The organism is Burkholderia sp. Ac-20345 (genome assembly GCF_017104825.1).
In the GTDB taxonomy this organism is placed as follows: Bacteria; Pseudomonadota; Gammaproteobacteria; order Burkholderiales; family Burkholderiaceae; genus Burkholderia; species Burkholderia lata_B.
In genome coordinates this window covers 1-13244 of sequence record NZ_JAAGPO010000153.1, presented here as the reverse complement: position 1 = coordinate 13244, position 13244 = coordinate 1, and the positions used below count along the sequence as shown (strand labels likewise).

Annotated in this window: 11 protein-coding genes; 6 read left to right on the top strand and 5 right to left on the bottom strand. The window is 67.0% G+C overall.

Annotation, left to right across the window (positions count from 1 at the left end; genetic code table 11):
* Positions 1-130: 130 nt before the first annotated feature.
* Entirely contained in the window at positions 131-547 is a 417-nt protein-coding gene (locus G3O06_RS34835; protein WP_174917291.1) for a DUF3995 domain-containing protein, read from the top strand.
* A 9-nt stretch (positions 548-556) separates the two neighbouring features.
* Here G3O06_RS34835 and G3O06_RS34830 read toward each other — a convergent pair whose 3' ends face one another.
* Complete coding sequence (locus tag G3O06_RS34830; protein ID WP_205818921.1) at positions 557-1141, bottom strand: RNA 2'-phosphotransferase; 585 nt, start codon at positions 1139-1141, stop codon at positions 557-559.
* Positions 1142-1744: 603 nt separating this feature from the next.
* Here G3O06_RS34830 and G3O06_RS34825 point away from each other — a divergent pair.
* The 4 genes from G3O06_RS34825 (at position 1745) to G3O06_RS34810 (ending at position 7595) form a co-directional block, all read left to right on the top strand.
* A complete protein-coding gene (locus tag G3O06_RS34825; protein WP_205818920.1) occupies positions 1745-2482 on the top strand; it encodes a gluconate 2-dehydrogenase subunit 3 family protein in 738 nt (245 codons plus the stop codon).
* Complete coding sequence (locus G3O06_RS34820) at positions 2482-4260, top strand: GMC family oxidoreductase (protein ID WP_205818919.1); 1779 nt, start codon at positions 2482-2484, stop codon at positions 4258-4260. Before G3O06_RS34825 ends, G3O06_RS34820 begins: the two co-directional genes overlap by 1 nt.
* The gene (locus tag G3O06_RS34815; protein ID WP_205818918.1) at positions 4257-5669 is read left to right on the top strand and encodes a cytochrome c; all 1413 of its coding nucleotides are present in this window, start codon (positions 4257-4259) and stop codon (positions 5667-5669) included. The genes G3O06_RS34820 and G3O06_RS34815 overlap by 4 nt, the downstream gene beginning before the upstream one ends.
* Before the next feature lie 207 nt (positions 5670-5876).
* Positions 5877-7595 (top strand): cation:proton antiporter, encoded by a 1719-nt coding sequence (locus G3O06_RS34810; RefSeq protein WP_174972246.1) that lies wholly within the window; start codon positions 5877-5879, stop codon positions 7593-7595.
* Between the two features lie 78 nt (positions 7596-7673).
* Here G3O06_RS34810 and G3O06_RS34805 read toward each other — a convergent pair whose 3' ends face one another.
* From G3O06_RS34805 to G3O06_RS34790, 4 genes are all read right to left on the bottom strand, one after another.
* Positions 7674-8438, bottom strand: a complete 765-nt coding sequence (locus G3O06_RS34805) for an SDR family oxidoreductase (protein ID WP_205818917.1) — start codon at positions 8436-8438, stop codon at positions 7674-7676.
* A gap of 19 nt (positions 8439-8457) precedes the next feature.
* The gene (locus G3O06_RS34800; RefSeq protein ID WP_205818916.1) at positions 8458-9453 is read right to left on the bottom strand and encodes an arabinose ABC transporter substrate-binding protein; all 996 of its coding nucleotides are present in this window, start codon (positions 9451-9453) and stop codon (positions 8458-8460) included.
* Between the two features lie 212 nt (positions 9454-9665).
* Positions 9666-11561 (bottom strand): penicillin-binding protein 2, encoded by a 1896-nt coding sequence (locus tag G3O06_RS34795; protein ID WP_174917249.1) that lies wholly within the window; start codon positions 11559-11561, stop codon positions 9666-9668.
* 417 nt (positions 11562-11978) lie between these two features.
* The gene (locus tag G3O06_RS34790) at positions 11979-12323 is read right to left on the bottom strand and encodes a DUF3564 family protein (RefSeq protein ID WP_174917248.1); all 345 of its coding nucleotides are present in this window, start codon (positions 12321-12323) and stop codon (positions 11979-11981) included.
* Positions 12324-12976: 653 nt separating this feature from the next.
* On the opposite strand from G3O06_RS34790, the gene G3O06_RS34785 reads away from it, so the two are divergent.
* The coding region (locus tag G3O06_RS34785) for an SDR family oxidoreductase (RefSeq protein WP_205818915.1) at positions 12977-13244 on the top strand (268 nt) is incomplete at its 3' end.

Here is a 13244-nt window from a genome sequence, read left to right as displayed (position 1 = left end):
GGTTGCGACCGGACGTCGCAATGCACGGGTTGCCGGGTTTCGGTATCGTCACGTGTGTCGCGGGCCCAGACCGCGTGCCGGAACTTCGCCGGCAACACATCGAGACAACGAGACGAGGGCATTGACCGACATGACCGGAGCGTATTTCAGCGTGCCGACGCTTTGCGCAATTGCGCTCATTCACGTCTACTGGGCGTTGGGTGGGCGGCGCGGCAAACGAGCGGCCATTCCGGAGCAGGACGGCGAGCCGTTGCTGCGGCCGACCGCCATCGGCACGCTTGCCGTCGCGGCGGCATTGCTGGGCGGCGCGTGCGTGGTTGCCGCGCGTGCCGGCTGGCTGGGGCCGAACGCGTATCCCGGCACGATCTCGTTCGCGGTCGTTGCGTTCGCACTGATTTTCGCGGTGCGGGCCGTCGGCGATTTCCGTTACGTCGGCTTCTTCAAGCGGATTCGCGGGTCGCGTTTCGCGCGGATGGACACGCTGTATTACTCGCCGCTTTGCGCGGCGCTGGCGCTGTCCATCGCGTCGATGTTCTGGCCGTGGTGAGCGCGCGTCTCAGCGCGCGGGACTGTCCATCTCTTTGAGGAATTCCGCCGGCACGGTGTCGGTCAGCCATACGCCGTTTTCGGCAACGAAGAACGTGTGGCCTTGCCGATGCATGCGCTGCGCATCGACCTCGAGTATCACGGGCACGCCGTAGCGCGTGCCGACTGCCAGCGCCGTCCGGATGTCCGGCGACAGATGCACGTGATGACGGACGCCGGGTTTCAGCCCTTGCGCCCGAATCGAATCCAGGAAGCGTGTTGCGGTGCCGTGATAGAGGCGCTCGGGCGGCTGCGCGGCCGGATAGCTGCGCTGCACGACGGGCGTCGAATGCCCTTGTACCGCACGGATACGACGGCCGTCGTCGGAAAGGGCGAAGCGCTGCTTGTCGTTGGTCGCGCAGACGGTTTCGAGCGTCGCGCGATCGAGCGGGTGCCCTTGGCGGGTGGCACAGGCGATCAGTTCGTCGATGTCGGCCCAGCCTTCCGGGTCGAGTTGCAGCCCGATCGTCTGCGGTGCGTGGCGCAGCACGTAGCTGAGATATCGGCTGATGCGGGTCGCGTCGGGCGCCGGCAGTTCATTCTTCTGTGTGCTCATGAGACGCGGAGGCTACCAGACCGCCATGCAAACCGGCACCCGCGCGTGCGCTGCGTGGCTGGAAAGAGACAGCCTTCGGCGCGGCGCGCCACACAACAATCCTCTCCCTGACGCCCGCATCGGCAGGTAATCACGCGATCCTTGATCGTTCCGGCTCCCGGATTTTTCAATTGTTGCGATTTTCGATGCATTGAATTGCATTGATGTCGCCTTTTTATGGAACCGGTTCCATATATAATTCGCGGCACTCGGCGCCGGACCTCGAAAGAGGGTCGTGCACGTCGCGCTTGCTGCCGGCAAACGCGGCGTCTAAGTTAAATGAGGGTCATGAGCGATGAGGGGCAGATGCAGGCAGATGCCGGTATTTGTCAGATGATAAGGCTCGCAAAGAGGCCGATCCGTGCAGCGCAGCCTGAACTGGCGCGATGCGCGGCTGCATGAAGGCGCTGCCGCGCATTGCATGGGCGGTGCCTGCAGCGAGGTTGTTCGCAACAGACGAAAGAACAGGACGGCCAGCCGCGTGCGGCATGGCTGCCATGCCGGACATGCCGCATGCGGAGTGCGCGCGTCCGGGCCCCGATCCCCAACGATCAACATCCGACCATGTCCACGCCACCTGACAAACCCAACTCGCGCCGTCGTTTCCTGCGCACGTCGGTCGCGCTCGTGCCGATCGCGTCGGTCGCCGGCTGCGACCTGCGTTCGTCGTCGCCTTCCGCGACGACCGGCAACGCGCCCGGTGCATCGGCCAACGCCGAACGCGCCCCGTACAAGCCGACCTTCTTCGATGCGAAGGAATGGGCGTTCGTCCAGGCCGCCGTCGACCGGCTGATCCCGGCCGACGCCGAAGGCCCCGGCGCACTCGAATCGGGCGTGCCCGAATTCATCGACCGCCAGATGGAGACGCCGTATGCGAACGGCGCCACCTGGTACATGCAGGGGCCGTTCCAGCAGGGCATGCCCGAGCTCGGCTACCAGTTGAAGCTGGTGCCGCGCGACATCTACCGGCTTGGCATCGCGGCGGTCAACCGCTATTGCGAGAAGACCCACGGCAAGGCGTTCGCGGATCTCGACGCGCCGACGCGCGACACCGTGCTCGGCGCGCTGGAGAAGGGCGGCGCGCAGATCGACGACGTGCCGCCCGGCGTGTTCTTCGGTCAACTGCTGCAGAACACGCACGAAGGCTACTTCTGCGATCCGGTGCATGGCGGCAATCACGACATGGCCGCGTGGAAGATGATCGGCTTTCCGGGCGCGCGCGCGGACTTCATGGATTTCGTCAACCAGAACGGCAAGCCCTATCCGTACGGCCCCGTCTCGATCAACGGGGAGCGCAGCTGATGGCCGCAGAGAAAAAACCGCATGTCGATGCGGTGATCGTCGGCTTCGGCTGGACCGGCGCGATTCTCGCGAAGGAACTGACCGAAGCGGGCCTGAACGTCGTCGCGCTCGAGCGCGGCGAGTATCGCGACACCTATCCGGACGGCGCGTATCCGAACACGATCGACGAGCTGACCTACAACGTCCGCAAGAAGCTGTTCCTCGACCTGTCGAAGACGACCGTGTCGATCCGCCACGGCCTGCAGGACACCGCGCTGCCGTACCGGCAGCTCGCCGCGTTCCTGCCGGGCGAAGGCGTCGGCGGCGCGGGGCTGCACTGGTCGGGCGTGCATTTCCGGATCACGCCGGAAGAGCTGCGCCTGCGCAGCCACTATGAAGAGCGCTACGGCAAGAAGTTCATCCCCGAAGGGATGACGATCCAGGACACCGGCGTGACCTACGACGAGCTCGAGCCGCATTTCGATTTCGCCGAGAAGGTGTTCGGCACGTCGGGGCAGGCGTACAAGGTCGGCGGCAAGGTGGTCGGCGACGGCAACGTGTTCGAAGCGAACCGCAGCGACAACTTCCCGCTGCCTGCACAGCTCAACACGTATTCGGCACAGCGCTTCTTCGACGCGGCCAAGTCGCTCGGCCTGCATCCGTACCGGCTGCCGTCGGCGAACACGTCGGGCCCGTACACGAACCCGTACGGCGTGCAGATGGGCCCGTGCAACTTCTGCGGCTACTGCAGCGGCTACGCGTGCTACATGTACTCGAAGGCGTCGCCGAACCTGAACATCCTGCCCGCGCTGAAGCAGGCGCCGAACTTCGAGCTGCGCTCGAAGTGCCACGTGCTGCGCGTGGACCTCGACGATACGAAGAAGCGCGCGACGGGTGTGACCTACGTCGACCCGGCCGGGCGTGAAGTGCACCAGCCGGCGGATCTCGTGATCGTGGCCGCGTTCCAGTATCACAACGTGCACCTGCTGCTGCTGTCGGGCATCGGCAAGCCGTACGACCCGATCTCCGGCGAAGGCGTCGTGGGCCGCAATTTCGCGTACCAGAACCTGTCGACGATCAAGGCGTTCTTCGACAAGGACACCTACACGAACCCGTTCATCGGCGCGGGCGGCAACGGCGTCGCGGTGGACGACTTCAACGCGGACAACTTCGACCACGGCCCGCTCGGCTTCGTCGGCGGCTCGCCGCTGTGGGTGAACCAGGCCGGCGTGAAGCCGATCAGCGGCATCGCGACGCCGCCCGGTACGCCGCAGTGGGGCTCGGCGTGGAAGAAGGCGGTCAAGGACAACTACGCGCACACGATCTCGATGGACGCGCACGGCAGCAACATGTCGTACCGCGACGTGTATCTCGACCTCGATCCGACCTATCGCGATTCGTACGGCCAGCCGCTGTTGCGGATGACCTTCGACTGGAAGGACAACGACATCAAGATGGCGCAGTACGTGACCGGGCAGATGAAGAAGATCGCGGAGGCGATGGGGCCGAAGGCGATCGGCGTGTCGACGCGCGAGTTCGGCAAGCACTTCGATTCGCGCGCGTACCAGACGACCCACCTCGTCGGCGGCGCGATCATGGGCGCCGACCCGAAGACGAGCGTGCTGAACCGCTACCTGCAGTGCTGGGACGTGCACAACGTGTTCGTGATGGGCGCATCGGCGCTGCCGCAGGGCATCGGCTACAACCCGACCGGGATCATCGCGGCGCTGGCCTACTGGTCGGCACGTGCGATCCGCGAGCAATACCTGAAAAATCCCGCGCCACTGGTGACCGTATGAAGAGGACGATGAACCACAACGTCGCGCGCCGGATGTCGCGCGCGCTGGCGGCCGGTGCGGCCTGGGCCGCGTTCGGCTTCGCGGGTACGGCGGCCTTCGCGCAACCGGCAGCTCCCGCTGCAGCTTCCGGTACCGCGGCCGCACCCGTTGCCCAATCCGCCGACGCGGCCCTGATCAAGCGCGGCGAATATCTCGCGCGAGCGGGCGACTGTATCGCGTGCCACACCGCGAGCGGCGGCAAGCCGTTCGCGGGCGGGCTGAAATTCGATACGCCGATCGGCGGGATCTACTCGACGAACATCACGCCGGATCCGAAAACGGGCCTCGGCGGCTGGACGGTCGAGGACTTCACGCGGGCGGTGCGCGAAGGCGTGCGCAAGAACGGCGACACGATGTATCCGGCCATGCCGTTTCCGTCCTATGCGCGCCTGACCGACGACGACATGAAGGCGCTGTACGCGTACTTCATGCACGGTGTCGCGCCGGTCGAGCACGAGAACCGCGCGGTCGACATCGTGTGGCCGCTGTCGATGCGCTGGCCGCTCGGCATCTGGCGCAAGATGTTCGCGCCGACGCCGAAACCGTTCGACGCGGCGCCGTACACCGATCCGGTGGTCGCGCGCGGCGCGTATCTCGTGCAGGGTCTCGGCCACTGCGGCGCGTGCCATACGCCGCGCGCACCGACGATGCAGGAGCGCGGGCTGACCGACGCGGACGGCCCGGACTTCCTGGCCGGCGGCGCGGCGATTGACGGCTGGGTGCCGACGAGCCTGCGCGGCGAGCCGCGCACCGGCCTCGGCACGTGGACGGAAACCGAGATCGTGCAGTTCCTGAAGACGGGCCGCACGCTGCGCACGGCCGCGTTCGGCGGGATGACGGACGTGGTCGGCCACAGCATGCAGCACATGACCGACGACGACCTGAACGCGATCGCGCGCTACCTGAAGACGCTGCCGCCGCGCGTGCAGGGCGAGCAGCCGCACGTGTACGACGCGGCTGCCGCGAAGGCGCTGCAGACCGGTGACGCGAGCAAGCCGGGGGCGGCCGTCTATCGCGACAACTGCATGGCCTGCCACCGCAGCGACGGTCATGGCTACACGCGCGTGTTCCCCGCGCTCGCCGGCAACCCGGTCGTGCAGGGCGACGATCCGACCTCGCTGATCCACGTCGTGCTGGAGGGCAGCGCGCTGCAGGGCACGCGCACCGCGCCGTCGACGTTCACGATGCCGCCGTTCGGCTGGCGCCTGTCGGACCAGGAAGTCGCGGACGTGTCGAACTTCGTGCGCACGAGCTGGGGCAACACGGGTGTGCCGGTGACGGCCGCGCAGGTTGCGAAGGTGCGCAAGAGCGTGCCGTCGACCCGGCCCGAACCGCCGCCGGGCGCGCGGTTCCCGCAAGCGTCGCGCTGACGGGGCGGCGGGGCGCCAGCCCCGCCGGTTCGATGGACTTCAAGGCGCCGCCGCACCCGCGCGGCGCCTTTCGTTTCGCCGGGGTTGCACCCCGCAAAGGCGCGCCACCACGTGAAATTTTCGCGGTGGCGCGCCATTTTTCCGCCTCATCCCTTATCCTTCCGTTCTTGAACCTTACTAAATAGTTACAAGAACTCGGGAGGGGGGATGCCTCATGACGTCAGCCTGATTGCGTTGCTCGCGGCCGGTTTCGGTCTCGCGATGGTCTTCGGTTATTTCGCGTCGCTGCTGAAAATGCCGCCGCTCGTCGGCTATCTGCTCGCCGGGATCGTGATCGGTCCCGGCACGCCCGGCTTCGTCGGCGACCTGTCGCTCGCGCAGCAGCTCGCCGAAGTGGGCGTGATGCTGCTGATGTTCGGCGTCGGCCTGCATTTCTCGCTCGGTGATCTCCTGGCGGTGCGCAAGATCGCGCTGCCGGGCGCAATCGTCCAGATTACGGTGGCCACGCTGCTCGGCGGCGGGCTCGCGCTCACCTGGGGCTGGAGCGTCGGGGCGGCGCTCGTGTTCGGGCTCGCGCTGTCGGTCGCGAGTACCGTCGTGCTGCTGCGCGCGCTCGAAGGGCGCGGGCTGGTCGAGACGGTCAACGGGCGCATCGCGGTGGGCTGGCTCGTCGTCGAGGATCTCGTGATGGTGCTCGTGCTGGTGCTGCTGCCGCCCGTCGCGGGGCTGCTCGGTGGCACGCCGCCCGGCGACGCGCATGCGGCCGGCGGCAGTGTGTGGGGCACGCTCGGCGTCACGATGCTGAAGGTCGCGGCGTTCATCGCATTGATGCTGGTGGTCGGCAAGCGCGTGTTTCCGCGCATTCTGTGGCTCGTCGCGCGCACGGGCTCGCGCGAGCTGTTCACGCTGTGCATGATCGCGGCCGCTGTCGGCATCGCGTTCGGCGCGGCGAAGCTGTTCGACGTGTCGTTCGCGCTCGGCGCATTCTTTGCCGGGATGATGATGCGCGAGTCGGAATTCAGCCGGCGCGCGGCCGACGAGACGCTGCCGCTGCGCGACGCGTTCTCGGTGCTGTTCTTCATTTCGGTCGGGATGCTGTTCGACCCGAAGATCCTGCTCGCGGAGCCGCTGCACGTGATCGAGGTCGCGGCGATCGTGGTGATCGGCAAGACGCTCGCGGCGGTCGCACTCGTGATCGCGTTCCGCTATCCGCTGAACACCGCACTGACGGTCGGCGCGGGGCTCGCGCAGATCGGCGAGTTCTCGTTCATCCTCGCGGGGCTCGGCCGTGCGCTCGGGCTGCTGTCGGCCGAGGGGCAGAGCCTGATTCTGGCGGTCGCGCTGATCTCTATCGCGATGAACACGCTGCTGTTCGCGATGATCGATCCGGCGCTCGTGTGGATTCGCAAGCATTCGGCGTTCGCGCGCAAGCTCGAGGCGCGCGACGATCCGCTCGCCGCGCTGCCGATGTCGACGCCGCAGACGCACCTGACCGGGCAGGTCGTGATCGTCGGCTACGGCAAGGTCGGCACGCGGATCGCGCACGCGCTGGACGAGCGCGGCATCGCGTATGTCGTCGTCGAGCAGAACCGCGAGCTCGTCGAGAAGCTGCGCGCGGACGGCATCGCGGCCGTGTCGGGCGATGCGATCGAGCCGATCGTGCTCGTCCAGGCGCACATCGCGCGCGCCGGGATGCTGGTCGTCACGCTGCCCGACGTGTTCGACGTGCGGCAGATCGTCGAGATCTCGCGCACGCTGAACCCGGCGCTCGAGGTCGTGCTGTGCACGAACAGCGGCGACGAGGCGGCGCTACTGTCGGACGAGGGCATCGGCACCGTGTTCATGGGCGAGACCGAACTCGCTCGCGGGATGACCGAGCACGTGCTCGGCAGGATGACGAAGCCGGTTGCGGCCGCTGCGCATTAAGGGCGCGCGGCATCGCGCCGCGCACCGGGCAGGGCGCGGCGGCCCGGGCGGCCGCCGGCCCCGCGCACCGCTTCACGATCAGTAGAACGTCTCCAGTGTCAGTTCCTGCGCCATCACGCGGTTGCCGGCCAGCAGGCCGCCGTCGACGGGCAGTGCGACGCCGGTGATGATCCGCGCGGCCGGCGAACACAGGAACAGTGCAGCCTGCGCGACGTCGTCGGGCGTCGCGAAATCGTCCAGCGGATACCACTTCCTCAATTGCTCGAACACCTGCGGGTTGCGCTCCACGCGCGCTTCCCACGCGGGTGTCTTCACGGTGCCGGGCAGCACGATGTTCGCGCGCACGCCGTCGCGGCCGTATTCGATCGCGAGCGACTTCGTGTAGCTGATCAGCCCGGCCTTCGCCGCGCTGTACGCCGGATGCCCGAGCGCATGCACGCCGTTGACCGAACCGATGATCGCGATCGCGCCGCGCCCGCGCGCGCGCATGCCGGGCAGCAAGGCTTCGACGCTCACGTAGGTGGCCGTCAGGTTCGCGTCGAGATCCGTGCGCCAGGTGGCGGGCGTCGTGTCGCGCAGCGTGGTCGACGCCGCCGTGCCCGCGTTCGCGACGAGCACGTCGGCTTGCGGATGCGATGCGAGCAGCGAACGCAGCCGCTCGACGTCGGTCAGGTCGTCGACGACCGGCGTCGCGCGCGCGTCGCCGAGCGTATCGAGGAAGCGGTCGAGCGCCGTGCGGTCGCGGTCGAGCGCGAGCACGCGGTCGCCGGCCGCGAGGAAGGTGCGGCACAGCGCCTGGCCGATGCCGCCGGCGGCGCCCGTCACGAGGGTGGTGCGTGTCATGTCGGCTCCTTGGGCTGGCTCACAGACCGAGCGCGGCGCGCGCCTGCTTTTCGTTGTCGCGCGTGATCAGCGTGCCGGACGTCAGCACGAGCGGCGGCGGCGCCTGGTTCTTCGTGATCCAGTCGTACATGTTGATGCTCGTCTGGTAGCCGTGCTGGCGCGGATTCAGCAGGATCGAACCGTAGAAGCCCGTCGGCTTCGGCTTCGCGAATTCGTTGAGCGCGACCTGGCTGCCGTTGATGCCGACCGCAACCATCGCGTCGGCACCGATCCCGCGCCCCTCGGCGGCGCGTACCGCGCCGACCGTCGTGTCGTCGTTCGAGCCGAACGCGACCCAGCGCTTGAAATTCGCATGCTTGGTGAGCGCGATGTTCGCCGCGTTGAACGCGCCTTCGGTGTCGGCCGTCATTTCGGGCGCGTCGATCACGTTCGCGGCCGGGAAACCGGCGGCCTTGAGCGCATCGACCGCGCCGGTCGTGCGCTCTTTCGCGGTCGGCAGCTGGTCGTACGCGATCCGGATGATGCCGACCTCGGCCGGATTCCAGCCGCGCCGCTTCGTTTCTTCCGCGATCGCCTGGCCGACCTGCTGGCCGATCTTGTACGCGGAGATGCCCATGTGCGGTACGCCCTGGAGCGGCGCGCCGCGGCCGTCGACGAGCTGGTCGTCGACCGACATCAGCTTGATCCCCGCGCGCTTCGCCTTGGCGGCGATGCCGGGGCCGAGCTTCACGTCGGGCGCGCAGATGATCACGCCCTGTGCCTTTTGCGCGGCGAGGCTGTCGAGCGCGGTCGATACCTTTTCGCCGCTCGGCGTTGCGATCTTGATCAGCGTGAAATGCTTTTCCTTCGCCGCCTGTTCGGCGAAGCGCCATTCGTCCTGGAACCACGGATCGTCCGGCTGTTTGACGAGAAAGCCGATTTTCAGGTCGGCGGGGTCGGCGGCGTGGGCGGGCACCCCGCCGACCAGCGCCGCGCTCGCGATGGCCAGGGCGAGCGTCTTCCAGTGGAATCGCATGCGTCTCTCTCCTTTGTTGTAGTCGCGCACACGGACAGGGCTGCCCGGCGCGCTGAAAAATTGTAGGAGGAGGCAGCGGGAACGCTCAAATGATGCGCGGCGTTCCTAGAAAGTGGGACGGTGCCCGATGGCGGGGATATGTGCGGCGGCGACGCGGCTGTCGGGGCGTGACGCGTGCGCCGGTGGGCGATGCGTCGCGCGGGCTGCATCGATCAGCCCGCCGCCGTGTTTGTCTGCGCCGGCGCTCTCGACGGCGCGGCAGTCTTCAGCGGCGCGGCCGTTTTAGGCGCAGCGGTCGTCTTTGCCTGCGTCGTCGCTTTCGGTGCAGCTACCGTCTTCTGCGGTGCAACGGCCTTCGCCGGCGGGGTCTTCTCCGGCTCGACCGGTGCATCGGGCGGCACGCCGAGCAACTGCAGCGAACCGCTCGTGACCGATGCGAACACCGGGCCGGCCACCGTGCCGCCGTAGTAGCCCTTGCCGCGCGGCTCGTCGATCATCACCGCGACGATCAGGCGCGGGTTGCTCATCGGCGCCATCCCGGCGAACAGCGCACGGTACTTGCCCTTTGCATAGGTCGCGCCGACCTGCTTGCGCGCGGTACCCGTCTTGCCGCCGATCCGGTAGCCGTCGACGCGCGCGCGGCGCCCCGTTCCGCCTTCGCCGACCGCCATCTCGAGCATCGAGCGGATCGAAGCAGCTGTTTGCGCCGACGTCACGCGGTGGCCGCGATGCGCGTCGATCGTCTGCTGGTCGGTGCCGTTCTTCAGCAGCGACACCGGGTGCAGCGTGCCGTCACCCGCATAGGCCGTGTAGGTCTGCGCGATCTGCAGCAGCGACATCGACAGGCCGTAGCCGTATGCCATCGTCGCCTGTTCGATCGGCCGCCAGCGCTTGTAGCCGCGCAGCCGGCCCGATGCGACACCCGGGAACGTCAGTTCCGGCGCACGGCCGATCCCGTATTCCTGGTACTTGTTCCAGATCGTTTCGGCGGGCAGGTTCAGCGCGAGCTTCGCGAGCGCGACGTTGCTCGATTTCTGCAGCGCCTGCGCGACCGTCAGCGAGCCGTGGTTCGACGTGTCGTGGATCACGGCCGGGCCGATCTTGTAGGTGCCCGGCGACGTGTTGATGATCGTGTTCGGCGACACTTTGCGCTCGTCGATCGACAGCGCGACGACGAGCGGCTTGATCGTCGAGCCCGGTTCGAACGTGTCGATCACCGCGCGGTTGCGCAACTGCTGGCCGGTGAGGCGTGCGCGGTCGTTCGGATCGAAAGTCGGGTAGTTCGCGAGCGCGAGGATCTCGCCGTTCTGCGCGTCGAGCACCACGACGCTGCCGGCCACCGCGTTGTTCTCGACCACGGCCGCCTTGAGCTGGCTGAACGCGAGCTGCTGGATGCGACGGTCGATCGTCAGTTCGATCGTCGCGCCGTGCTGCGCCGGGACGAGCGGGCGCGTGTCCGACACGATGCGGCCGAGCCGGTCGCGGATCACCTCGCGCTGCCCGGACGTGCCCACCAGGCGCGCATTGGCCGCGAGCTCGACGCCTTCCTGCCCTTTGTCCTCGACGTTCGTGAAGCCGACCACGTGCGCGGCCGATTCGCCTTCCGGGTAGAAGCGCTTCGAATCGGCGATCTGCGTGACGCCGTCGATCGCGAGCTTCTCGAGCTTGCCCGCGGTGTCCGCGTCGACCTGCCGCTTGAGCAGCACGAACGTCTTGTCGTTGCCGAGGCGCCGCTTGACCTCGACGAGCGGCATGTCGAGCAGCTTCGAGATCTGCGGGTAGTCGGTGTCGGCGACCTGTTTCGGGTTCGCCCAGATTTCATACGTCGACAGGCTGACTGCGAGCATCGCGCCGTTGCGGTCGACGATGCGCCCGCGCGTCGCGTCGAGCTCGATCGTGCGCTGGTAGCGTTTCTGGCCCTGGCCGACGTAGAACTCCTTGTTCGCGACCTGCACCCAGAAGGCGCGGCCGATCAGCGCGGCGAACGCGAGGAACACGACGATCACGATCAGCTTCGAGCGCCACATCGGCAGGCGCGACGCGAGCATGGGGTTCTTGGTCGCGGCCGCGTACGGATCGGCGGGGTGGGTCTTCTTTTTCACGCTCATGCAATGGCCGGGTCGGGCCGCCGAGGGGCGGCGAGTCAGTCTGAATAATGCGATTGTAATAAATGAGTAAACACCGTGTGGGGAAAGTATGTTCCGGCCCCTAGAAAAAGCGGGTGCAGGCGCTTCGACATAGGGAGAAAAGGGGAGGGAAAGGCAGGACGGAAGCGGAATTTCACCGGCGCGGCAGGCGATGAACGGCGGGCGATCCGCTGCGTGTCGATCCGGGGGCACGATTTCGGTTACGGCAGATGCCGACGGTACCCGCGGTGCGATCAATTGCCCGGTTCGCGGTTATTTCTTTAAACCGGAAAATGAAAAACGCCCCGAAATGGGGCGCCGTTAATACTGAATATCGAAATGAATATCACTGAAACCGGAATTAGCCCGAAAACCGCAGACGAATTACATCGATTATTTCTATCGGGCGACGGAAATGAATTCCCGGTATTCCGGCTCACTGGTGCAGCGATCGACGGCTTGCAGCCGCCACGCGCCGGGGTGATTGCCGGCGAGCACCGCTGGGCCCTGTTCGCGCTGCGTCGCGTCGAACGACAGTCCCTTCAACTGGCACACGGCATTCCCGCCATCGGCCGCGCAGAGCGCCATTGCGCCCTCGACGTCGCGGACCTTGCCCCAAGTCGGAAGATCCATGCCCTGATGTGCCTCGCGCGACCACAGCCCCTCGTCGGTATCGACCCACAGGACCGCGAAGGAATGCCGGGTTGCCGATTCGCTGCCATTAATCCGAATGGTGAGGCGCATTGTGATCGTCTCCTAAAAAAATGACACATTCGACCGTTTTGACTTGAACAGTCTAGATAGACTGGTGTGAAACGCAAGTGATAAAGCGCAATAAATTCATATTGAGTTCATTGCGGTTTTCAGATGGAACGACGTCTGACGATTCATGGTTATTCCGGCGGTGTGCGCGCAAACACACGTGCATCGGCGATCGCGGTGCCGATGGGTGCCGGGTCGATCTTCGAGACATGGGATGACATGGCCGCGAGGCGCGTCGATCTGTCGCGTGCGGCCGGTTGCAGAAACCCGGCCGACCACGGCGGCGCCGCGCCCTCGAAACGCGGCCCGACCGGATATTGCGGCGTTTTGACGGCGCGGCCGGTACGACAGACTCCGACAATCGCGTACAAATCGGCACACTTTCACGAAACTTTCGGGACAGACTTGCCTGCGGTCGGGCCCCACACTGGGATCTTCCCGATCCAGTGCCGCGGACGCCCGTCCTCGGCGGCTGCCGCCCCCTCGAGCCAGAGACGCGATCGACGCGATCGCGGGCCGCACGCCCGATCGGGACTGCCGGGGCGCGCGTCAGGCCCCGGCCCGGCCGGTGAGCCGTGCGCAGCCCGCAACCGCGGGCGTTGCGCCGCCCGGCCGATTCTTCGAAGGAGACTATCGTGCTGATCTGGAAAACCGCGTTGTCGCTCAACTGGCGGACGAGCCTCGTGTCGCCGGCCAGCGCACCGGTCGCGGCGGCGAACGTCGGGCGCCTGGTGCTGACCGGCGCAACCGGCTTCATCGGCAGTACCGTACTGACGGCGCTCGTCAATGCGGGGCTGCTCGACCGCATCGTTTGCGTCGTGCGCGCACAGAACCGCGGCCACGCCGTCGCGCGGCTGCGCGAAGCGGCGCTGCGCGCGGGGCTGGCGCCGTACTGGGCGTCGA

What these genes read in the sequence shown, in the direction of transcription:
- G3O06_RS34835 (WP_174917291.1), top strand. Translation starts at nt 131, where the DNA reads ATGACCGGAGCGTATTTCAGCGTGCCGACGCTTTGCGCAATTGCGCTC.
- G3O06_RS34830 (WP_205818921.1), bottom strand. Translation starts at nt 1,141, where the DNA reads ATGAGCACACAGAAGAATGAACTGCCGGCGCCCGACGCGACCCGCATC.
- G3O06_RS34825 (WP_205818920.1), top strand. Translation starts at nt 1,745, where the DNA reads ATGTCCACGCCACCTGACAAACCCAACTCGCGCCGTCGTTTCCTGCGC.
- G3O06_RS34820 (WP_205818919.1), top strand. Translation starts at nt 2,482, where the DNA reads ATGGCCGCAGAGAAAAAACCGCATGTCGATGCGGTGATCGTCGGCTTC.
- G3O06_RS34815 (WP_205818918.1), top strand. Translation starts at nt 4,257, where the DNA reads ATGAAGAGGACGATGAACCACAACGTCGCGCGCCGGATGTCGCGCGCG.
- G3O06_RS34810 (WP_174972246.1), top strand. Translation starts at nt 5,877, where the DNA reads ATGCCTCATGACGTCAGCCTGATTGCGTTGCTCGCGGCCGGTTTCGGT.
- G3O06_RS34805 (WP_205818917.1), bottom strand. Translation starts at nt 8,438, where the DNA reads ATGACACGCACCACCCTCGTGACGGGCGCCGCCGGCGGCATCGGCCAG.
- G3O06_RS34800 (WP_205818916.1), bottom strand. Translation starts at nt 9,453, where the DNA reads ATGCGATTCCACTGGAAGACGCTCGCCCTGGCCATCGCGAGCGCGGCG.
- G3O06_RS34795 (WP_174917249.1), bottom strand. Translation starts at nt 11,561, where the DNA reads ATGAGCGTGAAAAAGAAGACCCACCCCGCCGATCCGTACGCGGCCGCG.
- G3O06_RS34790 (WP_174917248.1), bottom strand. Translation starts at nt 12,323, where the DNA reads ATGCGCCTCACCATTCGGATTAATGGCAGCGAATCGGCAACCCGGCAT.